The following is a 23,755-nucleotide window of genomic DNA, read 5'->3' as shown; positions in this document are numbered from 1 at the left end:
GACTTCCATTTTCGAAAGACATCTGACCGAAAAGGAAGAATTTCAGAACCTTCCATTCGACGCGAGAGAATCAATCCGGCGAACCGGGCGCAACCGTCTGCTCTCGTTCATGGCCCATCAGGCACGACCAAGCCGCTCTATCTGGAGGAACGGTTCTCGACCACGCTCACCGCCAACGGGCTGGATATACCCTTCTTCGGGTTCCTCGACAGGGTGGACCGCAGGGATGGGGGCATCGTCATCCTCGACTACAAGACCGGGACCATCAAGAAACCCGCTGCGAAGTTCTGGGAGGGCGACCTCTGGGAACGCATGTCAAAACATGACCCGGCAGCCCCGGACGAGAGCCTGCTGCCCGACCTCGCCAAAGCCCTCGGCAGCGTGCAGCTCCCCGCCTATCTGCACCTCTACCGGAACGACCGGGATGAAATTCCGTGGGACGCCGCGCTGGTGGAGCTCAAGAACAAAGGCGAGGAAAAGCCGCTCTTCATCAACAAACAGGACGAGGAAGCGCGCAACGAAATCATCGTGGACCAGATTCCGGAACTGCTCGGCTTCATCGTCGGCCACATGATCGGGGCCGAGACCTTCGAGGGCATACCGGACACGCACTGCCAGTGGTGCTCCTTCCGCGGCAACTGCGGCCAGTAGGGAACAACCATGCCAATGAAACACTACGATATCATCATCTGCGGGGCGGGCATCATCGGCCTGACCATCGCCCGGGAACTGGTGGCGCGAAAACGCGGCAACATCCTCATCATCGACAAGGAGCCGTACCCGGGCAAGCACGCCTCGGGCCGCAACTCGGGCGTGCTGCATGCAGGCATCTACTATGATCCCGGCACCCTCAAGGCCCGCATGTGCTTTGAAGGCAACATGCTCATGCGCCAATACTGCAAGGATCGAAAGCTCCCGCTCTTTGAGTCCGGCAAGGTCATCGTGGCCCGTGACGCCAGCGAGCTTCCCACGCTCTTTGAACTGGAACGCCGGGCCACGGCAAACGGCGGGACCGTGGAGATCATCGACGAACAGCAGCTCTCGGAACTGGAGCCGAACGCGAAGACAGCGGGCAAAGCGCTTCACTCCCCATATACAGCCGTGGTCGATCCCAAGGCGGTGCTCGCCAGCCTCATAAACGATCTCGAACAGTCAGGGGCCGTGACCTTCGACTTCGGCAACGCTTCGTGAAGGCCGGACGAAACTTCATTACTACAAAGAAAGGCGACCTCGGCTACGGCCTGTTCATCAACGCGGCCGGTGCCTACTCCGACACCGTGGCCCACTCTTTCGGCGCGGGCATGACCTACCGGCTGATTCCGTTCAAGGGCATCTACAAAACGCTCAAGCGCCCGGCGGCGGACCTCATCCGGAGCAGCATCTACCCGGTGCCGAACATCAGGAATCCCTTCCTTGGCATCCACTTCACTCGCAGCGTGCACGGCGAGGTCTACCTCGGCCCCACGGCAATTCCGGCCTTCGGGCGAGAGAATTACGGGATACTGAAAGGCATGGACCCGGAAGCCTTCGTCATCCTCTGGCGCGACGCGCTCATGTTCCTCAACAACAGAAAATTCCGCGGCGTGGCACTTGAAGAACCAAAAAAATACCTCTTCGCGAGCTTCTTCCGTGACGCAAGAAAACTCGTCAAGGACCTCAGGCCCGAAGACGTCGAGGACAGCCCCAAGGCCGGAATCCGTCCGCAGCTGGTGAACATGGAAACCCATGAACTGGTTATGGATTTCCTTGTCGAACGCGTCGGACGATCCGTCCATGTGCTCAACTCCATCTCACCCGCGTTCACCAGCTCCATGAGCTTTGCGGCCATGGTTGCGGACCAATATGTGCCAAAATAAAACAACTGTTTAAACAGTAGTTTAACACTGGCACCCTTGACTTGACAAAAGGCTGGTGTATGTTCCTCACAACTCTCTTACAGCGAGGTTCATATAATGCAATTACCCAGCCTTAAATTCGGAGACCTGGTCGCCAAAATGCCCATCGTTCAGGGCGGCATGGGTGTCGGCATCTCCCTTTCCGGCCTTGCCTCGGCAGTGGCCAACGAGGGCGGCGTCGGCGTCATCGCCACGTCCATGATCGGCATGCGCGACCCGCAGCGGGCCAAGGACCCTCACGGCTCGGACATCCGCGCCCTCACCGAGGAAATCCAGAAGGCGCGTGAGAAGATGCAGGACGGCCTGCTCGGCGTGAACATCATGTGCGCGCTGACCAACTTCGCGGACATGGTCACCACCTCCGTGAAGCAAAACGTCGACGTGGTCTTCTCCGGTGCAGGACTCCCCCTGGACCTGCCGAAATATCTTCGCGAGACCAGCGAAGAGCTCAAACAGGAAGTGCGCACCAAGCTCGTGCCCATCGTTTCCTCCGGCAGGGCGGCCAACATTCTGGCCAAGAAATGGACGTCCCGGTTCGGCTACCTTCCGGACGGCTTCGTGGTGGAAGGCCCCAAGGCGGGCGGCCACCTCGGCTTCAAGCCCGAAGAGATCGAAGACCCGGACCACCAGCTCGAAAAGATCGTGGCTGATGTCATCGAGACCGTGAAGCCCTACGAGGACAAGCACGGCCGCGCCATCCCGGTCATCGCGGCAGGCGGCGTCTACTCCGGCGAAGACATCGGCAAGTTCCTGCAGCTCGGCGCGGCGGGCGTCCAGATGGGCACCCGTTTCGTGGCCACCGAGGAATGCGACGCCGACATCGAGTTCAAGCGCGCGTACGTCAACGCCAAGAAGGAAGACGTGGGCATCATCAAGAGCCCGGTCGGCCTGCCCGGACGCGCCATCATGAACAACTTCCTCGACACCGTCTCCGAAGGCCTTCGCAAGCCCAAGAAATGCATCCACAAGTGCCTGCACTCCTGCGCGGAGGAAAACTCCCCGTACTGCATCGCACAGGCGCTGGTGAACGCCTACAAGGGCAAGCTGAAACACGGCTTCGCCTTTGCCGGGGCCAACGCCTACCTCGTGGACAAGATCGTCACCGTCCGGGAACTCATGACCTCCCTTTCGGATGAATTCGATCGACGCTGGGGCAAGGAAGAGCCCATACAGAAATAGCCAACAAAAAGGCCCGCCGATCGGCGGGCCTTTTTATTCAGGATTCCGGGACGGCTCAACCACCCTTGCGCAGTCTGCCGAGAAAAAGCGTCACAGCGAAGTCGTAGAGGTCGAGATCGTAGAGATTATGCAGCTCGATGCGCTCCACAAGTTCGTCCGAAAACGCGTCCACAGGCTTTCGCCCGACGTTGGCGTTCAGCCGCTTCTGCTCCGTATGAACCTCACCGCCCAGTGACTGCACGATGCGTGCGTAGGTTTCTTCATACTTTTCCACCAGCCGAACGAGAAGTGCCGCAGCAGGTTGGCCTTGGCCTGATCCAGATCAGCCTGTGTGGCCGGGGCCGCGTAATCCCTCGGCTGACCCATGGATGCAACGATCTTGGTCTGAAGGTTGTCCACCAACAGATGCCTGAGCGGATCGAGGTCCAAGGTATCCTCGATGGCGATACCCATCTCCCGATACTCTGTCTCCTTGTAGAAATATTCGGACACGTACCGGTCCACCGGTTCACGAAGATAGGTTACGAAGCGGGCCTCCGGGCGGCTCTCCAGCAGCTTTTTCCAGCGGTCGAATCCGCCGCTGGGATGGGCCGTCCAGAGCGCGGGTGCGGGGTCGGCCAAGCGGTCCAGAAAAGCATCTTCCTCCACGTGCCGAAACAGTACCGGCGTTGCCCCAAGCTCTTTGCCAAGACGACGATAAAACGAAGTCCCGGCAGCCTTGGGGATATGAAAAAAGATGATGTCGTTGCGTATGGAATGCACGGCAAGGGCCTGTTTCGGTTTACGGAAATTCTATGCGGCACAGGCCGCACCCTCATGGTTTTGAGCATTTTGAAAGCGTTGTCAAAGGGAATTGCGGCCGCCCCACGATTCGCCCTCTCCGCAGATTCGCGTTTCGCAAAAATCAACAGCCATTTACTTTGGACGCGAAAATCTTGGCACCAGTTTCCTCATTTCGCATCATAAGACCAGCTTTAACCGAACCTGAACTTCGTCTTCAGGAAAGAAAACCCAGCACTGCCGGGGGTTCCCGCTCATCCGGGGGTTGCCAACCGCCTTTCGGATGCCTATAGTTCCCCTCTTCCGCATTTCGCAACCAATCGCGCCCGGCGCGCAAGGAAGGTAGACCCCAAATGGCACATACCGGCCCGCATATATCCATTTCGGACGAACAGCTTTTCACCCGTGTCTTCGGCATGGTGGACATGGAACAGGTGGCCCAGTGGCCCGAATCCGTCCGCAAGCTGGCGTCCGATCTCGCAGCGGAACTCTTCATGGTCCGCTACAACCCGTTCATCGACCCCGAACTGGTCCGAAAGAGCGTGGACAGGCGGCTGAACATGTCCCGCCCGCTCATGTCCGGCGAATATCCCAAGATTCTCTCCGCCGGTATCCGCGAGTTCTGGCAGAGCTTCGACGCGGACACGGCCTTCCGCAAGGACCTCGTCGAGCGACTTGAAGACTTCATGCCCAAGGACGGCATTGGTGACGACCCCCTGTGCATCGTGCAGTCCTGCACAGACGCCACCGACCTGCGCATGGAACTGCCCATGCTGGTGGTCTACCCCGAGACCGAAGAGCAGATCCGGCGCATGGTCAAACTTGCCGGAGAAATGGGCTTCTCCCTCATCCCGCGCGGCGGCGGCACCGGCCTGACCGGCGGCGCCATCCCCACCATGAACCGTTGCGTCATCCTTTCGCTGGCGCGCTTCAAGAAGATTATCGACGTGAATCCGGACGAGCAGACCATCACCGTCCAGACCGGCGTAATCACCCTGAGCGCCATCAAAGCCGCTGCCGAACAGGACCTGCTGCTCACCGTGGACCCCGCGTCCAAGGCCGGATCGAGCATCGGCGGCAACCTCTCGGAAAACGCGGGCGGCCCGTTCGCCTTCGAGTACGGCACCACCATCGACAATATCCTGAGCTACCGCATGGTCACGCCGCAGGGCGAGATCATCACGGTGGTCCGGCGCGATCACCCGAGGCACAAGGTCTTCGAGACCGATACCGCCGTATTCGACGTCTACGACGAGTCCGGCAAGTGCATCGACACCGTGGAGCTGACCGGGCAGGAGATCCGCTCCCCGGGCCTCGGCAAGGACGTATCCAACAAGTACCTCGGCGGGCTTCCGGGCGTGCAGAAGGAAGGCGTGGACGGCATCTTCACCGAGACCACCCTCGTCTGCTATCCGAGGCCCAAGCACTCCCGCGTGCTCTGCCTCGAATTTTACGGCCGCTCCATGCGCAACGCCATGTACGTCATCAAGGACGTGGTCGGCCTGCGCGACACCATCCGCGAACAGGGCGACCTCGTGAAGATTTCCGCGCTGGAGGAGTTCGGCACCAAGTACGTTCAGGCCATCGAATACAAGCCCAAGACCAGCCAGTACGACGGCGACCCCATCTCGGTCATCATCATGCAGCTCGATTCGGACCACGAGGAGGCGCTTGACGACGCCGTGGAGACCGTGGTCTCGCTGGCAGACAACTACGAGGGCGTGGACATCTTCGCCGCGCGTGACGAAAAGGAAGCCGAACTGTTCTGGGAAGACCGCCACAAGCTGTCGGCCATCTCCAAGCGCACCTCTGGCTTCAAGATCAACGAAGACATCGTCATCCCGCTGGAAGTCATTCCAGACTTCTCGGACTTCCTTGAAAACCTGAACCTCGAATACCTCGCACGCATCTACCGCCGCACGCTCTACCGCGTGCGCGACCTGCCGGGCATGGACCCGGAAGACGCGGACCTCGACGAAGGGCTGGAGCGCGGCAAGGCCATCATGCGTGGCGAAATCACCTTTGCCGACATCTCCGATCAGGAGCAGGAATCGCAGTGCCGCTACCTTTTCGCCAAACTGCGGGACCGCTACCCAAAACTGGACCGCGAGATAAAGGCGCTTTGGGAACAGCTTCAGGCCAAGCGCGTCATCATCGCCAACCACATGCACGCGGGCGACGGCAACTGCCACGTCAACCTGCCGGTCAACTCCAACGATCCCGAAATGCTTGAGGAAGCGCACCGCGCTGCCGGGCAGGTCTTCGAGAAGGTGCTGGAGCTCGACGGCGTTGTTTCCGGCGAGCACGGCATCGGCATCACCAAGATCAACTATCTGGACGACGAGAAGATCAGCGCGCTGGCCGCCTACAAGAAAAAGGTCGACCCGCGCGACATCCTCAACCCCGGCAAGCTGACAAGCAGAAAACTCCCGAGTGAGCCCTTCACCTTCTCCTTCAACCGGTTGATTCAGGATCTGGACATGACCGCGCTGAAGGACAAGGAGGAGCTGATGCAGCTGCTCCGGGACATCCAGACCTGCACCCGCTGCGGCAAGTGCAAACAGGTCTGCCCCATGTTCCACCCGCAAAGCGGCCTGATGCACCACCCCCGCAACAAGAACATCGGCCTCGGCGCGCTTATCGAGGCCATCTACTACGCACAGATTCAGAGCGGCCGCCCCGATCCCGGCCTGCTGGACAGGCTGCGCGGACTCATGGAGCACTGCACGGCCTGCGGCAAATGTCAGGCGGTCTGCCCGGTGAAGATCGACTCCGCCGGGGCCGCGCTCCGGATGCGCGCCTTCCTCGACTACAAGGGCCGCAGCGGCCATCCGGTCAAGAAAGTGGTGCTTGAGCGCATCGCGCAGGACCCGGCCCAGCGGCTGCCCAAGGTCGCCAAGGCGCTTTCCCTGGGCCAGACCATGCAGAGCAAGGCCGTGGGCCTGATGCCCCCGCACTGGCGCAGAAAATTCAAGAACCCGGCCATTTCCTCGCCTACGCCGCACATGGATTTCCGCAACCTGTTCGAGTCGCTTGAACTGGACAAAGGCTTTGTGCTCAAGAACCCGAACGCGGCCAAGGACGACACCGTCCTCTACTTCCCCGGCTGCGGCGCGGCCCTCTTCTCACGAGATATCGGCATGGCCACCGTGTACCTGCTGCTCAAGGCGGGGCTGAACGTGGTGCTGCCCGGCAAGCACATGTGCTGCGGCTATCCGCTGCTGGCCTCGGGCTGTGAAGAGGCGTACAAAACCAACCGCCACCGTAACGGGCAGGCCATGCTCGACCTGCTGGTGGCCACCGGCAAGGCAGGCCTCAAGGCCACCACCCTGCTCACGGCCTGCGGCACCTGCCGCGAATCGCTGGAGACTCACGAATTCGCCCGCGACCTCGTCGATCCGCTCGCGCATATGGACGCGGTGCAGTTCCTGTCCCAGCGGCTGGACAAGGTCAGCTGCAAGGATGAGGTCATCTACCACGCGGCCTGTCACGCCGAATGGGTGGACGTGCCCAAGGCCAAGGCTGCGGAGATGTACCGCTCCGCCCTGCAGGAGCTCACCGGCGCCAAGGCGACCCTCTCGCCCGGCTGCTGTGGCGAGTCCGGCCTCGGCGCCCTCTCCAGCCCGGAGATTTACAATCGCATCCGCAACCGCAAGAAGGAACAGCTTCGCGAGGACACCGGCGAGGATCGCCGCCTGCCCGTTGTGGTCGGCTGCCCGTCCTGCAAGGTGGGCATCAGCCGCTGTCTGGCCGAGAACCGTCAGGGCAACCCGGTGCTGCATACCGTGGAATACCTGGCCCGCTGCATGGGCGGCCCCAAGTGGAAACGCGAGCTGAAACAGCTCATGAGCCGCGTGGAACGCAGGGGACACTAGACCTTGCGCGTTCTCGCCATAGACTTCGGGACCCGGCGGGTGGGGCTTGCCATAAGCGACCCCACCGGCACGCTGGCCTCGCCGTATAAGACCATAGAGCGCAGCACTCGCGACGCACTCTTTGACGAACTGCTCGAAATCATTCAAAAGGAAGCGGTACAAACCGTGGTGGTCGGTCTGCCCCTCTCGCTCGACGGCGAGGATACCCTGACCACCCGACAGGCCCGCAACTTTGCCGACAGTCTCGCACGGCGCATCGAACAGCCCGTGCACCTCGTGGACGAGCGCCTCTCCTCGGCCGAAGCCGAAAACGAGCTTCGCGCCGCAGGACTGAAACGAAAGAAAAAGAAAATGGCACTCGACCAACAGGCCGCAACAGTTATACTCCGCACATGGCTCGAAAACGCATTCTGATACTCCTGCTTCTGGCCGCCTCGGTGGCGGCCCTTGGCGCGTCCGCCTATTTCTGGCGCATGGCATGGCTCGACCAGCAATTCCGCACCGTTCCGCCGGAATCGCCGGGCCGCGAAATCGTCTTCACGGTCGAGAAGGGCAGCACGTTCTTCAAGGTTGCCCGCGAACTCAAGACCGAGAACCTCATCACCGACGTGAACCGCTTCTGGGCGCTTGCCCGCGAGACCGACTCGGCCACCAAGGTCCGGGCCGGAAAATTCCTTTTGAATACGGGCTGGACGCCGGACAGGACCCTGACCGTCCTGACCACCACGCCCGGCATCATGATCAAGGTCTCGGTCCGTGAAGGGCTGACGTGGTGGCAGACCGCCGAGGTGGTTGCGGAGTCTGGCATCTGTACGGAGGAAGAGTTTGCGGAAGCCGTGCAGGACCCGGAGTTGCTGGCGGAATTCGGCATCCAGTCCGAGACCGCCGAGGGCTTCCTCTTCCCGGAAACCTACCTGCTGACCCCGCCTGAGAGCGACAAGGGCCGCTACATGGTCCGAACCATGCTTCGGCAGTTCTTTGAAGAAAGCGAAGCAGTTTGGCCCGAGGGACGTCCCGAGTGGAAGGACCTCAACCGCGCCGTGGTGCTGGCCTCGCTGGTGGAAAAGGAAACCGGCGACGTCACCGAACGCGAGCGCATCGCGGGCGTTTTCGCCAACCGGCTGAAACGGCGGATGCTCATTCAGGCCGACCCGACCATCATCTACGGCCTCGGTCCCGCCTTTGACGGCAACATCCGCAAGAAGCACCTCACGGACGGGGACAACCCCTACAACACCTACGTCCATCCCGGCCTGCCGCCGGGGCCCATCTGCTCGCCCGGGCTGGACTCCATCGAGGCCGCCGTCAGGCCCGAGGAACACCGTTTCTTCTACTTCGTGGCCAAAGGTGACGGCTCGCACTACTTCAGCAAAAGCCTGAAGGAACACAACCGCGCCGTACACAAGTACCAACTCCGTCGCAACCGCGCCACCTACCGCTCCACAAAGCAATAATTGCTCAGGACAAGGATTCCCGCTACACCTGTAGTCATGCGAAAGCTGTTGACTGTTCTGGCAATTTTCATTGCTATCGCCGCCCTCTGGATTCTCGGACGGGACGAAATGGTTCGAAGGGCCGCCTTTGACATTGGTTCCGGCTCGATCAAATGCGTGGTTGCGGACGTGAATACGGCCACCGGCAAGGTGGTCAAGGAACACTTGCGTATAAACGTCAAGGCCGACTTTGTTGAAAAACTCACGGGGCGGGCCGACGAACGGATTCCTCCGGCCATGATGGCCGAAGGCATGACGCTCATGCTGCAACTCAAGACCCGAGCGCGTAATGCCGGGGCCGAAGAATATGCAGCGGTGGCGACAGAGGCGTTCAGGATGGCGAAAAACGGTCGGGATTTCGCCAAACGTCTCACAGAGGAAGCAGGCATCCCCACAAGAGTGATTGGCGTGGACGAAGAAGCGCTTCTCGGCATCGTTGCAGCACGCTTGAAGAAGGATATCCCCAAAGGTCCGGTGGCAGTCTGGGATGTCGGCGGCGGGAGTATGCAGATCACCCTTATCGATGACAAGCCGGTCTTTTTCTATTCAAGCAAACTCGGCTCCATCCCTTTCAAGAACCTGATTGTCGAAGAAATACAGAACAAGCCGGGTTCCTCACCGAATCCGATATCCTACGCCGAGTCCGACAGGGCATTGCAACGGGCACGTGCCGAAGCAGCACGGATACCGGAAAAGGAAAAACGCCGCCTCTCCTCGGGAGAGTTTCCGGTCCTCGGCATCGGCCCGGTACACAACCGCAGCATTCTCCCACAGGTCCAGAACAAGGCTCCCTACACTGGCAGGACATCGCCTACGCCATCACATCCAGTCTGAATAAGACCGACAGCGAGATCGGCGGGGCTTTCGCCCCTACGCAGGTATCAAACCTTATCCTGATTCTCGGCTTCATGCAGGAACTGGGCATAATGCAGGTTGAACCTGTCCGGGTGACGCTGGCCGACGGGCTCCTCGTATCGCAGCGATACTGGCAGTAGGCCCGGTCAGCCCTAACGCACCGGAGAAACGAACCCTTCCGGCTTGATCGCCAGAATCGAGCAGTTCAGCCCGCTGATGATCCGCTCCGCCGTGTTGCCTATCAACAGGCCCGGTATGCCGGACCTTGCCACGCTGCCCATGACCACGATGTCCATTCGATGCTCGCGCGCGTACTTTGGAATGACCGTTCCGGGATCGCCGTGCACAACCGCCTGGCGGGCGGTCTCCGGCAGAGGCACGCTTTCGAGAATGCTCTTGAAACGTTCTTCGCTTTCCTCACGGGCGTACTCGATATACTTGGAGGTCTCCGGAGTGCTGAAACGCGGGCTGCTGCTGGCTATGGATTCAAGATATCCCTGCCAGCAGTGCAGGACATGCAGTCTGCCGCGCAGGATTTCACTCAACCGGGCGGCGTGCTGAAGGATTCGCCTGTCCAGCGTCTCGTCGCTGTCCGCTGCATCCGAACCGCCGACAGCCGCGAGGATGCGCACCGCGCCGCGCCAGAGGTGCCCCTGATGAATCCACACCGGGCAAGGGCACTTGCGAAGAAAATGCATGGCCGTGCTGTCCGGCGGCTCGCCCTCTTTCTGCGTGGGGCATATCAGAAGATCGGACTTCTCTTCCTGCACCATCTTGATGGCTTCGATAAACTCCTTTCCCCAGCGCAGTTCCGTGCGCACCTCATGCCTCTCCAGCCCGTTCTGCTCCAGCGCGCTGTCAAGGTTCTGGTTGTAATCGTCGACGATCATCTCCTTGAGGTCTTCACCTCGCGAACTGAAATAACCGAGAATGGACTTGGTCGGCTGCTCCAGCGTGGTCACGACGGTCAGATCGCCTTCGGCCTTGCGGGCGAACTCCAGCACGTGGCCGAGGAGCTTCGCATCGTGGCCGGGGTTCCAGTCGAGCAGAATCTTCTTGAACATCTCTCACTTCCTTACTGTTTAGCTATGCCGAGGCAGACGGCGGCCTCGGGGTCGAGCCGTCATCTTCAGCGCATGTTTCCCCTGCTTCGACCTCCTCTGCGCGTCGCACCAGCGCCTCATCAGCGGTCGCGTTGGTGAACGGGTGCAGGCAGACAAGCCAGTAGCAAACGCCGAGCGCGATGATGACCACGCCGAGGGCAAACGCCTGCTCGTAGGTGTTCACCTTGAAGTCGAGCACGATGATTTTCCGTGCGGCTGCCATGAGCGCCGTGGAAAGCACGAGCTTGAGATGGATCATCTCATATTCCAGATAGATAATTATATTGGCGAATATTTCAATGGCTATGAGCACGGCCATGAACGCACCGAAGGTCGCCAGAATGTCGTTGATGTCCAGCAGAAACATGGGTGGCGTGGTGAGGCGCTGGTAGAGGACATACCCGACATCGAAAATCCCCCAGATGATGACCAGCGTCATCAGCACTGCCATGACACGCACGGAAAGCCGCACAACGGACCAGAGATTTCTGATAAGCGGGTCCGTATTGACCGGGCATTCCTTGCTTTTGTCGAAGAAGAACATGAGACCTCGCTACGTTGCCAGACACACCTTATCGTAAGGCACGGGATTATGAATAGTAGTTGCACTATAGGGTAGTGTTGTCAATCGGGTATTGCCTTTTCCGCTGCTGCATTTCCCCAGAAATCATACCGACCGCGATCGACACACTTGACACTCGGCCGCATCTCATACAGGTTGTATACTGACCGAAATCCTTCAGGATTCCGAATCAAAGAACCATGCACATACAGACCATCGACGAACGAGGATGAAATGGAACGTTTACTGGATAAACACTGGCACCACATGCAGGCCCTTGACGTGGCCGAGCTGCTCGACGTTGACCCGGAAATGGGACTTGACCGCTTCGAGACCGAGAAACGGCTCAAGGAATTCGGCGAAAACGTCATCGCCACAAAACGACAGAAAACCGCACTGGAGCGCTTTCTTCTCCAGTTCCACCAGCACTGGTCTACATCCTCATAGCCGCAGGCGTCATCACCACGGCGCTGGGCGAATGGGTGGACGCAGGAGTCATACTCGGCGTGGTGCTCGTCAATGCGCTTGTCGGCTATTTTCAGGAGTCAAAGGCGGTCAAGGCCCTTGACTCACTTGCGAAGTCCATGAGCGTGCACGCCACGGCGCTGCGCTGCGGCACCGCCGTTGACCTGGCCGCATCCCAACTGGTTCCCGGTGATGTGGTCCTGCTGCGCTCCGGCGACAAGGTCCCGGCAGATGTCCGCATCTTCCGCACCAAGGAGCTGCGCATCGACGAATCCACCCTCACCGGGGAATCCGTGCCCGTGAACAAGCAGGCCTCGTCAGTGGACAAAGACTCGGTGCTGGCCGAGCGCACCTGCATGGCATATGCGGGCACCCTCGTCAGCTACGGTCAGGGGCGAGGCATCGTCACCTCCACCGGCCAGAAGACCGAGATCGGACGCATCTCCGGCATGATCGACGACGCACAGGAACTGGACACCCCGCTCACCCGAAAGATCACCCGCTTCAGCCACGTGCTGCTCATCGCCATTCTGGTGCTCGCAGGCGTGTTGATGCTCCTCGGCCTGCTCAGAAACGAGCCGTTCACCGACACCTTCATGGCTGCCGTGGCCCTTGCCGTGGGCGCCATTCCCGAAGGCTGCCCGCCGCCGTAACCATCATCCTAGCCCTCGGCGTTTCCCGAATGGCGGGGCGAAAGGCCATTGTCCGCAAACTCCCTGCCGTGGAGACCCTCGGCGGCACCACTGTCATCTGCTCGGACAAGACCGGCACCCTCACCGAGAACCAGATGACCGTTCAGGACATCTTCGCGGGCTTCGGTCGCTACGATGTTTCAGGAACCGGCTACGCGTCCAGCGGCAGCATCAGCCCGGCCGGGGACGCGCCGCACACCACCGACAACGCCGCGCTGCACGAATGCCTTCGCGCCGGGATGCTTTGTAACGACGCCGCCATCCGCAACGACGGAGAACAACAGATCGTTCTGGGCGACCCCACGGAAGCGGCCCTGCTGGTCTCCGCCGAAAGCACGGCCTCTCCAGGCAGGACGAGCAGGCTCGTTTTCCCCGAAAGGACGAGTTGGCCTTTGAATCCGAGCTGCAATACATGGTCACCATGCACGAGAAGGACGGCGAAGCCCTGCTACTGATGAAAGGCTCCACCGAACGCGTGCTGGAACGCTGCGATACGGTGCTGACGGCTGAGGGGGAGATGATCCCCATCAACCCGGACGAGATCATCGAACACCAGCACGCCATGGCTTCCAAGGGCCTTCGAGTGCTCGCCCTTGCCAAGAAGCGCACCACCCTTTCCGGCGAACTCGGCCACGATGCGGTCGCGTCGGGCATGACGCTCGTCGGCCTGCAGGGCATGATCGACCCACCTCGCGAAGAGGCGAAGCGGGCCGTTGCCACCTGCCAGAACGCCGGAATCCGGGTCAAGATGATCACCGGCGACCACGCCATCACGGCGCAGGCCATCGGGCTGAAGCTCGGCCTGCGCGGCGACAGCTGCAACCTCGGCGAGGATTGCCCGGTGCTTACCGGCAAGGAGATCGGCGAGCTGACCGACGAGGAGCTTATCGAACGGGTGCAGGGCGTCCCCGTGTTCGCACGCGTATCCCCGGAACAGAAACTCCGGCTGGTAATGGCTCTGCAATCGCTCGGCGAGGTCTGCGCCATGACGGGCGACGGCGTGAACGACGCCCCAGCCTGAAGCAGGCCGACATCGGCATCGCCATGGGCATCAGCGGCACGGACGCGGCCAAGGAAGCCGCGGACATGGTCCTGACCGACGACAACTTCGCCACCATCGAGGCGGCTGTGGAGGAAGGCCGAGGGGTCTTCGCCAACCTCGTGAAATTCATCGCCTGGACCCTGCCCACCAACGCGGGCGAGGGACTGGTCATCCTGACCGCCGTCCTGTTCGGCGCAACCCTGCCCATCCTGCCGGTGCAGATTCTCTGGATCAACATGACCACGGCTGGGTGCCTCGGCCTTATGCTCGCCTTCGAGCCAATGGAGCCGGGCATCATGAAGCGCCCGCCCCGCAGGCCCGAGAGACCCATTCTGGACAAGGTCATCCTCTGGCGCATCGGGCTGGTCAGCGTCCTGCTCCTTGCGGCGGCCTTCGGGCTGTTCAAGTGGGAGCTCATGAACGGTGCGACCACGGAGAAGGCCCGGACCATGGCGGTCAACGCCTTCGTCATCATCGAAGCCTTCTACCTGTTCAACTCCCGATCCTTCAGACGTTCACCGTTTGAGCTGGGACTCGGTACCAACCTCTGGGTCGTCGGGGGATTCGGCATCATGGTCATCCTGCAAATTCTCTACACCCACGCGCCGTTCATGAACGCGCTCTTCAGCAGCGCGGCCATCAACCTCTTCGACTGGTTCAAGATATTCCTCTGCGGACTGATCGTCTTCATCATCGTCGAATGGGACAAAAAGCGAACGCGAACCGACATCTAGTGCACACAAAAAGGGGACCGGCCAGCCGGTCCCCTTCTCTTTTCCGTCATTAATGCGCCCTACTGCCGTTTCTCTTCCCTCACGCCGAACACCTCCATCTCTCCGGCCACGCGACTCGCGGACGGGAAATAGTAATAAGCGCCGTAAAGCGCCGCCAGCAACGCTCCTGCGAGATGAAACAGGCTGACTTGAAACATGTATGCCGCTGCCGCGAAATATGCCCCGGTCAACGCAACGGATTGAAGCGTCTTCTGGAAAACGAGAAACACCTCGGTCGGTACGGACACTTCGTTCTCGTACCTCTGCACGAACTTGGCCCGAACCAACACCGGAAGCCCAACGGAAAAGACGATGGCCCCCACGAATCCGAGAGGCCCGAGCACCGCGCGGGCCAGCGGCGGCTCAAGGACCGTGTTGCCGCCGAAAAATGCCCATACCGCAAAGAGAACGACCGCTGGCACGGCAGTAAGGCAGTAGGCTTTAAAAAGCGTCTGGCGAACCGCTTCGACGTGTTCGGGAGTGTCCATGGTGCCTCCGTTGCGCCATTTCCGGCAACGCCGGATGAGGATGGTTGACGATACGCAAAAAACCTACCCGGCACGATGCTGCCGGGTCAAGAAGGCGCAAAGCGGGATAGTTCGGGCCGAAAGGCCGTCACGCCGTCAGCGCTGGGGACGCTTCCACAGCTCGTTGTCGTGGATGTCCTTGAGCTGGTCGGACTTTTCCTCGTCGCCGAACAACAGGCGGGACATGGCCTTGTAGTCCGGGATGTCATCGAGGTTGTCGGTGATGCGCTTGACCAGATAGCTGACCACGCGGACCCAGAGCATGTCCGCGCTGACCACCTCCGGCGAAAGGCTCAGGGTGTGCCGTTCGCGGTTGAGCTGAAAGCAGAAGGTACGGAAGAGCACCTGCTGGACGTTGTTCAGGTCGCGCGTGCCCGCCTCAATGCCGATGTCGGCAAGGCGATCTCCGAGTTTCTCGCGGAAACGCGGGTATCCGGCAATCTCGCCGTGCTCCACGAACAGCGCAAAGGTCTCCTTGATTCCCGCCGTGAGCATGGCCGGGTCCGGGAGCTGCACGTGCTGCTTCTGCAGAATCAGCTCATAGGGATGCAGCACTTTCGGCTCCGGCACGGAAGCGTCGCCGTTTTCCGTGTTCAGAAGCGACAGGCGGTGGTCGTGCTCGCCAACGTGAATGGAGACGACATCCTGACAGGACTCCAAAAAGGACGTGAAGTTGGAAAAGCCGTAGTTGCTTTCGTCAAAGGACGGGTCCAGCCGCATGAGCATGGGCTTGATGGACGCCTTGAGTACGCTGGCCTCGCCGGTTTCGGAACATATGCGCTTGATTGCCTTGATAAGCAGCTTCTTGGCGTCTTCAAGGTCGCCCGCTTCATATCCTTCCTTCTCGAGGCTGGAGATGGACGAGGACTTTACCAGCAGCGACGAGTAGTACTTGAACTGGTTGCAGGACTTCATCCAGTACTGGTTGGAGGTCTCCTTGACCCCGATGCCGATGATGCGCTTGCCGCGCTGCCGCACCTTCTGGGCCAGCGCGATGTAGTCTGAATCCCCGCCGATGACCACCACGGTTGAGATGTGCGGGTTGAGGGTGATGTCCTCGATGGCGTCGATGGCCATGCGGATGTCCGCGCCGTTCTTGCCGTGCGACCCGCGCGGGAACATCTGCACGAGGTCCACGGCGTGGTTCTGCAGGTCGAAACTGTAGCCGAAGAAGAAGCTCCAGTTGCCGTATGCCTTGTTGATGTTGATATCACCTACGGAATTGATGAACTCCATGATGGAATTGATATCCATGAGCTGCGGCTGGCGCGAATGGCGGTTCATCTTGTCACGGTACCAATACGGTCCGTAATGCAGGGTGCAAAGCGATGCGTGAATATTTTCGAAATCCCAATAAACGGCGATTTGTTCAGGACGGCCCACAAGTACTCCGATACGTTTGAATAAATAATACTATACTGATAATAGGGTGTTGTTAGTGGAACAGGGGCGTTGCGTCAAGTGGATCGGCTACAATCCGTGGTCGCGCATATGCGCATCCAGCACATTGTCCACCTTGACCTTCTTGGACGAAATCCTGCCCTTCTCAATAGTGTAGCGCGTCACTTCCCATTCCACATGGTCGATGAATTCCACCGCGCCCCGGCCTTCATCGCCCAGCACTTCGGCCATGCGCTCGATGAAGTCGTCCATGTCGATATACACGCCCTCGTGGTCAATGCGGAGCACGTTGTCTTCATAGTCCACCTGATCCAGCGGAATCTCGTCCTTGATCATCTCGAACTTTTCAGGCGTCAGGCCGTGAAAATCTCCGTAAATACGAACATCTTCCATAGTGACCTCCTGTTGTCACGGTGTTTTCATACTTTCATGCGCGGAAATTAAGACCCGTTGGCCCGAATGTCCAGTCTTCGAAGCGTGTCATCGAAGCTGCGCCAGAGCAGTTCCATGTCCACCTCGGCCAGCTTGACGGCCTGCGCGTCTTCGTACTTGGTCTCAAGTTTGTACTTGTTGCCCATGATGTGGCCCATCTGCTGCGGCGTGGAAGCTTGGCAAGGCTGGAGTGCTGTACGTGCCTGATGGCGAGGGAGCCGCAATATACCGCGGGCATCCCGTGCAGAGCGGAGCGCAGGTCGCGCTCAAGGTCGTCGAACTGCGAAGGGTTGAAGCGCACATCGAAGTCACCGGCCTTTTTCACGGCCTTGAGGCTGACCATGTGGCAGCAGCCGGAAACCGAAAGACAGGGACGGTTGTAGGTGAACAGTCCGTCATCGAGCGCTCCGGCGCAGGAGTCGAAAATGTTGATGCGCCGGGGAAACTCGCCGGGACCGCCCGGATCCGGCGGGATGGGAAGCAGGTTGTAATCCGCCGACTGCAACCCGTACGGCGGCGTGGAAGCCGTAATGCGGCACCCCACCACGCCCGCGTCGGCTTTCATTCCGGCCGCGCCCAGCAGCCTGCGAAGCCAGTCCCCGGGCAGGATCACGTCATCATCCAGAAACGCCGCCCAGCGGCAGGCGCGCACTTCCGGCAACGAGAGCAGCCAGTTCCGCGCAGGCGGCGCGCCAATGTTCACCGGCAGCGTCACCCTGTGCAGCCGATCGCCGAACCACTCCCCAGCCCGGCTGAATACGTCCTGCATGTGATCGGTGGAGCCGTTATCCAAAAGAAAAATACGCGCCGAGCCGATGTCGCTCTGCCGAAGCGATTCCAAGGTATCGGCCAGCAGGTCGGCCTTGTTCCACGAGTAGGCCAGTATCGCCACGTCACCCTGCTCCGGCGCGGACGCCAGCGGCAGAGGATTACGAAGCGCATCCAGCTTGAGCGCAAGATTCGGGTGCCACGGCATACGCTCCACAAGCTCGGCCAGCAGCGCAGACCCTTCATCCGTCTCCCCGGCCCGAATCAGCAACTCCGCGCGGTGGTAGGCGGGCCAGAAGCCCCATACCCCGGGATCGACTGTGTCCACGGCCTTAAGCGCGCTCTCGAAAGACTCGTAATGAAAAGCGGCCTCGGCGCGCAGCCTCGGCATGAGCGGCGCAAGAGCCTCGTCAAGAGCCAGCCCTGCCAGCGCCGCTTCAATGAGCGACACGCTGCCGAACCGCAGGAGCCCGTCCCAGCAGTGCCCGAGCCAGGAGAGGCCCATGGGCGTCGCCAGCCGGGGCATGAGAAACTTGATGGCGTACTTGGTGTCGCCCTCCTGCATGACCGCTTGCCACAGCTCCCGATCCTCCTCCGGCAAGTCGCCCAAACGCGATGAGAGCGTCTCGAAAAACCGCCGCCCCGTTTCCGGCAGAAACGGGCGGGCCGCGTTGAAGGCGGCGAACCGGGTCAGGAAATCTGCGTCGAACGGCTGGCGCGCGGCAGTCCACCAGCCCAGCCCGCACCCTGCGGCCCCGGCTTCGGCAGACTCGCTGCCCAGAAGATCCAGCGCGTGCATGACCCCACGGACGTGATCGCTCTGCACCACCCCGAGAATCCAACCCGGATACCGGTTACGCATCAGCTCGTAGAACGCCGGTCCGCACTGCGGAATCATTGGCAGATCAGCCATGGCGAAACTCCTTGAGGTCTTCCAGAATCAGGTCCGCAGCCCTGCCCGCCGCGCCCGGCTCGCCCAGCATGGTCCGAAGCCGCGCCAAGTCAGAGCGAATGGCGTCAAGCTCGTCGGGATTCTCACGCCACGAAAGCGCTTTCTCGGCGATGGGCGTGGCCCGAGCGTCCTCCTGAATCATCTCCGGGAAGACTTCACGTTTCAGGATCAGGTTGGGCAGGCTGATAAAATCCACATTGATGATGAAGCGACCGATGAAATACGAAAGGCTGGAGAGCCTGTATGCGATGATGGCCGGGGTTCCGCATAGCGCCAGCTCCAGCGACACCGTGCCCGACGCGGCCATGACGAAGCTGCACCGGCGCATGCCCTCGTACCGGTCTTCCGGCTCCACGATCTCGGCGGGCAGGTCGTCGCCCCAGAAGCGCCACAAATTGCTCTCATCCATGCCCGGTGCGCGGAAAAGCGCAAACCGCGTGTCCGGGTTGCGTTTGCGCAGCACCCGCGCGGCTTCCGTGAATTCCGGCAGCAGCGTGCTGATCTCCCGGTTGCGGCTGCCGGGCAAAATGCCCACCAGATTCGGTTCCGGGTCGATGGCGTCCAACCGCTCAAGCGGCACCTCGTCCACCAGCGGGTTGCCGATGTAATCCACGTCCATGTCGTACTTGGCGTAAAAATCCTTTTCAAACGGCAGGATGCAGAACACGTTACGCACGTTCTCCCGCAGGAAATTCGCCCTGCCGGAACGCCACGCCCATATCTGCGGGCTTATGTAGTAATAGACAGGGATACCCATCTTGCGGGCCATCTTCGCCACCCGGAAGTGGAAGTCCGGACAGTCCAGCAGGATGATCGCCCTTGGCCGCTCGCGCCGGAAATCAGCCTTCAGCTCGCCCAACAGCTTGAGTATCCGGGGCAGCCCGGCGAATACCTCGGTAAAGCGACCAGCGAAATCAGGCTCATGGGATAACGCACGTCACAGCCCGCGGCCTCCATGGCCGGGCCGCCCATGCCCATGATCGACAGCGACGGCTCGCGCGCAAGCAGTTCGCGGGCCAACATCGCCCCATGCAGGTCGCCCGAAGCCTCGCCCGCGCTGATCCATACCGGTCCGTCCGGATTCATGATTTTCATGCCGGGAGACTATCTTGATACGACACCGCGCGCAAGCCACACCGGACAGACTTGCCAAGAACGCCCCAAGCGGGTACCAAGGCCCCACCAACGCAAACAATCATTTGAGGTATACAATTCATGATGAACGTAGCAGTCATCGGACTCGGCTGGATGGGCCGCGTCCACCTGAGAAATTACATTGAAATGCCCGAGGCAAACGTGGTCGGCGTCGTCGACGTCAGCGAAGAGACCCTCGCGGAAGTCAAGGAACAGTTCGGCGTCGACACCTACACCGACCTCGACGAACTGCTCAAAAACGACCTCGACGCCGTGAGCATCTGCGTACCCACCAGCCTGCACTACGAAACCGGCCTCAAGGTCATCGACAAAGGCGTGGGCCTGCTCATGGAAAAACCCCTGGCAACCACTGCCGAGGAAGGCCAGGAGCTCGTTGACCGCGCCCGCGCCAACAACGTGCCCCTCATGGTCGGCCACATCGAGCGCTACAACCCGGCCGTGCAGCGCGTGAAGGAACTCGTCGGCGACGACATGATCTCCATCACCATCGAGCGCGTCGGCCCTTATCCGCCGCGCATTCAGGACGTCGGCGTGGTCAAGGACCTCGGCTCTCACGACCTCGACCTCGTGCGCTTCCTCACCGGCTCCGAGTTCAAGACCGTCTATGCCGTGACCTCCACCTCCATCGGCAAGCACGAAGACACCGCGCTCATCACCTGCGAGATGGAAAACGGCGTGCTGGCCAACATCAGCACCAACTGGGTCACGCCCTACAAGTCCCGCAAAATCAACGTGGCCTTCGAGTCCAAGTACATAGACGCCAACCTCGTCACGCAGGAAGTCAAGGAATACTCGGCCTTCTCCACCTACGACAAATCCTATTCCGTGCGCGAATGGCCGCTCGTCTACCGCGAGCCCGTCCGGTCCGAACTGACCGCCTTCCTCAAGGCAGTCAAGGAAGGAACCGAAACGCCCATCACCGGCGAAGACGGCCTCGAAGTTCTCAAGACCTTCGATCGCATCTTCACCTGCGGCTGCTAAAGAGCTGCAGTCAACTGACACGAAAAAGGGCGCACCGTTACGGTGCGCCCTTTTTTTCTTCTTGTGCCTCCGGCTACTCGTCGCTCAGATAGACGCCGCAGCCGATGATGTAGACATTGCCTTGGTACTCGACTTTCCTGAGGTAGGTGCGCTTGGGTTCGGGCTTGTCAGAGCCGGGTTTCGGCCAGTCGTAGCGCACCCAGACGTTTTTCTTTTTGAGAACGATGGGCATGTACTGCTTGGCCGGACCGTTTTGTTCGATCATGTTTCGGCCTTCGTTTTCCGGGAAGGCCGGATTGACCAGTTCGGTGCCGTCGGGCGACATCACAAAGACGTAAGTGTCGCGCCAGAAGTATTCACCGTCGCGGCCTCGGATGAGGGGGAAGGCTTCCTTGCCCATGCTTTGGACGAGATCGGCGACCTGATCCACCTGATTTCGCACGAAACATCGTTCCATAGGCAGGTCGTAGTCACCTGCGGAGACGATGTACTCCTTGCCGGAGGGTGCGGCTGCGTAGGCACATAGAGGGAACGCCATTCGGGGGTGCTTTTGCCCGGTTTGGGCCAATAGAAAAAGGTCCACCCTTCGTCCCCGTCTTCTCCGGTCACTTCGCGGAGCATGTAGTTGAGCACGGGCTTCCCGTTCCTGTCGCGGAATTCGAGCAGATCACGACCTTCGGCCTGAGTGAAGCGGGGGTTGCAAACGCCCTTGCCGGAAAGGTCCGTCACCGTTACCCAGCGGTCGCCGGAATTCCAGCGCGAGCCCTGTTTTTCAAAGTCCTTGAAGGCGGCTTCGCCTTTGCTGCGGACGAGTTTGACCGCGTCCCGGACCAGCTTCACAAGCTCTCCGGTCTCCTTGTGTTGGTAGCTGTCGCAGGCCATGCGGGCGGATGCAGGTCCGATCAGAGCGAAGGTCATAAGCAGTGCAGCAATTCCGGCGAAAAACTTCATCAAACTCCTCCTCAGGGTCTTTGAGGCCCCTCTATACGTGATTCCGCTGCCGATGGGAATGCCCTTATCCGCCCCGTTGACTTCAACAGACCAATCGCCTATCGTCGATTAACGATTAAGAAGAGGCAAACAATGACCGAACACGACATGGAGCTTCTGGCCGGATACTGCAAGGCACTCGGGCACCCGACACGGGTTCTGATACTGCGAAAACTCGTGGAAATAGACCGCTGCACCTGCGGGAGTATCGTGGACCAGCTTCCGTTGGCCCAGTCCACGGTGAGCGCGCATCTGAAGGTGCTCAAGGAGGCGGGACTGGTGGACGGCGAGGTCGAGGGACCGAAGACCCGTTACTGCGTGGACCACGGTGCGCTGGCAGAGCTTGAACGGCTGCTGGAAAAACTGGGTCGCCCCATCGGGGCACTGGAGAGAATTACCAATGGATGATCTTACGCTGAACATGCCGACCGGGGGCTGCTGCGAACCGAATCTCGACGAGATTTGCTGAGACCCGAAGCCCGACCCCGAGGCCGGGGTCTTTGAGCGTCCCGGATACGATATCTGCGGCTATGTCGAGGATTTCCTCCGCACACCGGCCGGAGACGTGCCCCGAGTTTCGAGCACGCTGACCCTGCGCGACCATCTCGGAACGCTCGGCGTGCGAACAGGGTTTTACCGTCACAGTTACCGCGTTGTGCCGGGCCTGTACGCCGTGGGTTTGCCGACTGAAAGCTCCCCGGTGGTGGTCACAGCCAACTACAAGCTGACCTTCGACGTCGTGCGCCGGGATCTTGCCGAAAGCAGCGCATGGCTGCTCGTCATCGACACACGCGGCATCAACGTGTGGTGCGCAGCGGGCAAACATCTTTTCTCCACACGGGAAATCCTCCGCAAGATACACTCCACCAAACTCGACAGGATTGCGCCCAACGCAACGCTCATCCTGCCGCAGCTCGGCGCTCCCGGCGTATCGGCCCATACGATCAAACGGGAATGCGGCATGACCGTGAAATACGGCCCGGTGCGCTCCACAGACCTTGTCCGGTTCATCAAAAACGGCTTTGAGCCGGACACGGACATGCGCGCCGTCAGCTTCACGTTGAAAGAACGCTCGGAGCTAATCCCCGTGGAAATCACCAATTCATGGCGATATATCGTGATATGCCTGCTGCTATATCTTTTGCTGGGCGGCATCGGACCGTGGGGATATGACCTCACGCTGGCGTGGCAACGTGGTCTTTCCGCATTTCTGAGCGGATTTGCCGGGTTTCTCGGCGGCACGGCAGTGGCTCCCCTGCTTCTCCCCCACCTTCCGGGACGCATGTTCTGGCTCAAGGGCGCGCTGGCCGGACTCGTTACTGCCTTGCCGTTCGCCCTCATCTTGAACGCCGGTGTCGGCCCGCTGCTCATGGGCACGGCGTTCGGCTCATACATGATGATGAATTTCACCGGCTCCACGCCATACACTTCCCCCACCGGCGTCGAGTACGAAATGAAACTCGGCCTGCCCTTCCAGTTCGCTGCCGCGCTTATCGGCCTCGGGCTCTGGCTGGCTGGACCGTTCATATAAGAGGTATGACATGAAAGAATTCCGCTACATCGAAGGCAAGGCAACACTTGAATACGACAGGGACAAATGCGTTGGTTGCGGCATGTGCGCCGCGGTCTGTCCGCACGGGGTCTTCATCATGAACGAGCGCAAGGCCGAAGTGGTGGACCACGGAGCCTGCATGGAATGCGGCGCCTGCTCCATGAACTGCCCTGTCGAGGCCGTGTCCGTCACGCCGGGCGTTGGCTGTGCTGCCCTGATTATCAGGCGCTGGCTTGGCAGCCGAAACGAAGCGATCAACTGCTGCTGATTAGTTCTGTCTATA

At 60.4% G+C, this 23,755-nt stretch carries 20 protein-coding genes and 3 pseudogenes; 13 read left to right on the top strand and 10 right to left on the bottom strand.

Going from position 1 to position 23,755, the window contains the following annotated elements; translation table 11 throughout:
* The first annotated feature begins 39 nt into the window (after nt 1-39).
* The 4 genes from JCM12178_RS20240 to JCM12178_RS05090 all read left to right on the top strand — a co-directional run bounded on the left by JCM12178_RS20240 (nt 40) and on the right by JCM12178_RS05090 (nt 3,074).
* The gene (locus JCM12178_RS20240) at nt 40-651 is read left to right on the top strand and encodes a RecB family exonuclease (RefSeq protein ID WP_369404464.1); all 612 of its coding nucleotides are present in this window, start codon (nt 40-42) and stop codon (nt 649-651) included.
* 15 nt (nt 652-666) lie between these two features.
* Nucleotides 667-1,191: an NAD(P)/FAD-dependent oxidoreductase gene (locus JCM12178_RS20235; protein ID WP_250635934.1), complete on the top strand. Its 525-nt coding sequence runs from the start codon at nt 667-669 to the stop codon at nt 1,189-1,191.
* A complete protein-coding gene (locus JCM12178_RS20230; protein WP_250635933.1) occupies nt 1,188-1,856 on the top strand; it encodes an NAD(P)/FAD-dependent oxidoreductase in 669 nt (222 codons plus the stop codon). The genes JCM12178_RS20235 and JCM12178_RS20230 overlap by 4 nt, the downstream gene beginning before the upstream one ends.
* Before the next feature lie 96 nt (nt 1,857-1,952).
* Nucleotides 1,953-3,074, top strand: coding sequence for an NAD(P)H-dependent flavin oxidoreductase (locus tag JCM12178_RS05090; protein WP_054649342.1), 1,122 nt, complete (start codon nt 1,953-1,955; stop codon nt 3,072-3,074).
* 195 nt (nt 3,075-3,269) lie between these two features.
* Here JCM12178_RS05090 and JCM12178_RS05085 read toward each other — a convergent pair whose 3' ends face one another.
* On the bottom strand, nt 3,270-3,836 hold the full coding sequence (locus JCM12178_RS05085; RefSeq protein WP_054649340.1) for a sulfotransferase family 2 domain-containing protein: 567 nt from the start codon (nt 3,834-3,836) through the stop codon (nt 3,270-3,272).
* A gap of 371 nt (nt 3,837-4,207) precedes the next feature.
* Between JCM12178_RS05085 and JCM12178_RS05080 the strand changes: the two genes are divergently transcribed.
* The 4 genes from JCM12178_RS05080 to JCM12178_RS05065 all read left to right on the top strand — a co-directional run bounded on the left by JCM12178_RS05080 (nt 4,208) and on the right by JCM12178_RS05065 (nt 10,056).
* Complete coding sequence (locus tag JCM12178_RS05080; protein ID WP_054649338.1) at nt 4,208-7,729, top strand: FAD-binding and (Fe-S)-binding domain-containing protein; 3,522 nt, start codon at nt 4,208-4,210, stop codon at nt 7,727-7,729.
* 3 nt (nt 7,730-7,732) lie between these two features.
* Nucleotides 7,733-8,143, top strand: a complete 411-nt coding sequence (gene ruvX / locus JCM12178_RS05075; protein WP_054649336.1) for a Holliday junction resolvase RuvX — start codon at nt 7,733-7,735, stop codon at nt 8,141-8,143.
* Nucleotides 8,122-9,183, top strand: coding sequence for an endolytic transglycosylase MltG (mltG, locus tag JCM12178_RS05070; RefSeq protein ID WP_054649334.1), 1,062 nt, complete (start codon nt 8,122-8,124; stop codon nt 9,181-9,183). The genes ruvX and mltG overlap by 22 nt, the downstream gene beginning before the upstream one ends.
* A 108-nt stretch (nt 9,184-9,291) precedes the next feature.
* Nucleotides 9,292-10,056: a Ppx/GppA phosphatase family protein gene (locus JCM12178_RS05065; protein ID WP_172677072.1), complete on the top strand. Its 765-nt coding sequence runs from the start codon at nt 9,292-9,294 to the stop codon at nt 10,054-10,056.
* 173 nt (nt 10,057-10,229) lie between these two features.
* Here JCM12178_RS05065 and JCM12178_RS05060 read toward each other — a convergent pair whose 3' ends face one another.
* Both JCM12178_RS05060 and JCM12178_RS05055 read right to left on the bottom strand, forming a co-directional pair.
* Entirely contained in the window at nt 10,230-11,141 is a 912-nt protein-coding gene (locus JCM12178_RS05060; protein WP_054649330.1) for a universal stress protein, read from the bottom strand.
* A 22-nt stretch (nt 11,142-11,163) separates the two neighbouring features.
* The gene (locus tag JCM12178_RS05055) at nt 11,164-11,724 is read right to left on the bottom strand and encodes a phosphate-starvation-inducible PsiE family protein (RefSeq protein WP_083465746.1); all 561 of its coding nucleotides are present in this window, start codon (nt 11,722-11,724) and stop codon (nt 11,164-11,166) included.
* 252 nt (nt 11,725-11,976) lie between these two features.
* On the opposite strand from JCM12178_RS05055, the pseudogene JCM12178_RS21230 reads away from it, so the two are divergent.
* Nucleotides 11,977-14,675, top strand: a pseudogene (locus tag JCM12178_RS21230) (cation-transporting P-type ATPase).
* Between the two features lie 59 nt (nt 14,676-14,734).
* On the opposite strand, the gene JCM12178_RS05045 reads toward JCM12178_RS21230, so the two are convergent.
* From JCM12178_RS05045 to lpxB, 5 genes and pseudogenes are all read right to left on the bottom strand, one after another.
* A complete protein-coding gene (locus JCM12178_RS05045) occupies nt 14,735-15,202 on the bottom strand; it encodes a hypothetical protein (RefSeq protein ID WP_054649328.1) in 468 nt (155 codons plus the stop codon).
* Nucleotides 15,203-15,337: 135 nt separating this feature from the next.
* The gene (locus JCM12178_RS05040) at nt 15,338-16,624 is read right to left on the bottom strand and encodes an NYN domain-containing protein (RefSeq protein WP_054649326.1); all 1,287 of its coding nucleotides are present in this window, start codon (nt 16,622-16,624) and stop codon (nt 15,338-15,340) included.
* 87 nt (nt 16,625-16,711) lie between these two features.
* A complete protein-coding gene (locus JCM12178_RS05035; RefSeq protein WP_054649324.1) occupies nt 16,712-17,035 on the bottom strand; it encodes a hypothetical protein in 324 nt (107 codons plus the stop codon).
* Between the two features lie 34 nt (nt 17,036-17,069).
* Nucleotides 17,070-18,755: a glycosyltransferase family 2 protein gene (locus JCM12178_RS05030; protein WP_054649322.1), complete on the bottom strand. Its 1,686-nt coding sequence runs from the start codon at nt 18,753-18,755 to the stop codon at nt 17,070-17,072.
* Nucleotides 18,748-19,817, bottom strand: a pseudogene (gene lpxB / locus JCM12178_RS05025) (lipid-A-disaccharide synthase). The gene JCM12178_RS05030 and the pseudogene lpxB overlap by 8 nt, the downstream one beginning before the upstream one ends.
* A 192-nt stretch (nt 19,818-20,009) precedes the next feature.
* Here lpxB and JCM12178_RS05020 point away from each other — a divergent pair.
* Entirely contained in the window at nt 20,010-20,930 is a 921-nt protein-coding gene (locus tag JCM12178_RS05020; RefSeq protein ID WP_172677071.1) for a Gfo/Idh/MocA family protein, read from the top strand.
* Between the two features lie 73 nt (nt 20,931-21,003).
* On the opposite strand, the gene JCM12178_RS17585 is transcribed toward JCM12178_RS05020, so the two are convergent.
* Nucleotides 21,004-21,468, bottom strand: a complete 465-nt coding sequence (locus tag JCM12178_RS17585) for a cache domain-containing protein (protein ID WP_083465745.1) — start codon at nt 21,466-21,468, stop codon at nt 21,004-21,006.
* Between the two features lie 41 nt (nt 21,469-21,509).
* Nucleotides 21,510-21,812, bottom strand: a pseudogene (locus JCM12178_RS20665) (hypothetical protein); the annotation flags it as partial.
* Nucleotides 21,813-22,013: 201 nt separating this feature from the next.
* Here JCM12178_RS20665 and JCM12178_RS05005 point away from each other — a divergent pair.
* From JCM12178_RS05005 to hgcB, 3 genes are read left to right on the top strand one after another with little or no spacing between them, the layout of a single operon-like run.
* Nucleotides 22,014-22,328, top strand: coding sequence for an ArsR/SmtB family transcription factor (locus JCM12178_RS05005; RefSeq protein ID WP_157054761.1), 315 nt, complete (start codon nt 22,014-22,016; stop codon nt 22,326-22,328).
* Nucleotides 22,321-23,451, top strand: coding sequence for a mercury methylation corrinoid protein HgcA (hgcA, locus tag JCM12178_RS05000; RefSeq protein ID WP_252989026.1), 1,131 nt, complete (start codon nt 22,321-22,323; stop codon nt 23,449-23,451). The genes JCM12178_RS05005 and hgcA overlap by 8 nt, the downstream gene beginning before the upstream one ends.
* A 10-nt stretch (nt 23,452-23,461) precedes the next feature.
* Entirely contained in the window at nt 23,462-23,740 is a 279-nt protein-coding gene (gene hgcB / locus JCM12178_RS04995) for a mercury methylation ferredoxin HgcB (protein WP_054649311.1), read from the top strand.
* Nucleotides 23,741-23,755 lie beyond the last annotated feature (15 nt).

Origin of the sequence: Salidesulfovibrio brasiliensis JCM 12178, from assembly GCF_001311825.1 — a bacterium.
In the GTDB taxonomy this organism is placed as follows: Bacteria; Desulfobacterota; Desulfovibrionia; order Desulfovibrionales; family Desulfovibrionaceae; genus Pseudodesulfovibrio; species Pseudodesulfovibrio brasiliensis.
This window is presented reverse-complemented; position numbering and strand designations above follow the sequence as displayed.

Bases quoted from the DNA above. Each gene is read 5' to 3' on its own strand.
- JCM12178_RS20235 (WP_250635934.1), top strand. From the start codon at position 667: ATGAAACACTACGATATCATCATCTGCGGGGCGGGCATCATCGGCCTG.
- JCM12178_RS05090 (WP_054649342.1), top strand. From the start codon at position 1,953: ATGCAATTACCCAGCCTTAAATTCGGAGACCTGGTCGCCAAAATGCCC.
- JCM12178_RS05080 (WP_054649338.1), top strand. From the start codon at position 4,208: ATGGCACATACCGGCCCGCATATATCCATTTCGGACGAACAGCTTTTC.
- mltG (WP_054649334.1), top strand. From the start codon at position 8,122: ATGGCTCGAAAACGCATTCTGATACTCCTGCTTCTGGCCGCCTCGGTG.
- JCM12178_RS05065 (WP_172677072.1), top strand. From the start codon at position 9,292: ATGGTTCGAAGGGCCGCCTTTGACATTGGTTCCGGCTCGATCAAATGC.
- JCM12178_RS05060 (WP_054649330.1), bottom strand. From the start codon at position 11,141: ATGTTCAAGAAGATTCTGCTCGACTGGAACCCCGGCCACGATGCGAAG.
- JCM12178_RS05055 (WP_083465746.1), bottom strand. From the start codon at position 11,724: ATGTTCTTCTTCGACAAAAGCAAGGAATGCCCGGTCAATACGGACCCG.
- JCM12178_RS05045 (WP_054649328.1), bottom strand. From the start codon at position 15,202: ATGGACACTCCCGAACACGTCGAAGCGGTTCGCCAGACGCTTTTTAAA.
- JCM12178_RS05035 (WP_054649324.1), bottom strand. From the start codon at position 17,035: ATGGAAGATGTTCGTATTTACGGAGATTTTCACGGCCTGACGCCTGAA.
- JCM12178_RS05030 (WP_054649322.1), bottom strand. From the start codon at position 18,755: ATGGCTGATCTGCCAATGATTCCGCAGTGCGGACCGGCGTTCTACGAG.
- JCM12178_RS05020 (WP_172677071.1), top strand. From the start codon at position 20,010: ATGATGAACGTAGCAGTCATCGGACTCGGCTGGATGGGCCGCGTCCAC.
- JCM12178_RS17585 (WP_083465745.1), bottom strand. From the start codon at position 21,468: ATGGCGTTCCCTCTATGTGCCTACGCAGCCGCACCCTCCGGCAAGGAG.
- JCM12178_RS05005 (WP_157054761.1), top strand. From the start codon at position 22,014: ATGACCGAACACGACATGGAGCTTCTGGCCGGATACTGCAAGGCACTC.
- hgcB (WP_054649311.1), top strand. From the start codon at position 23,462: ATGAAAGAATTCCGCTACATCGAAGGCAAGGCAACACTTGAATACGAC.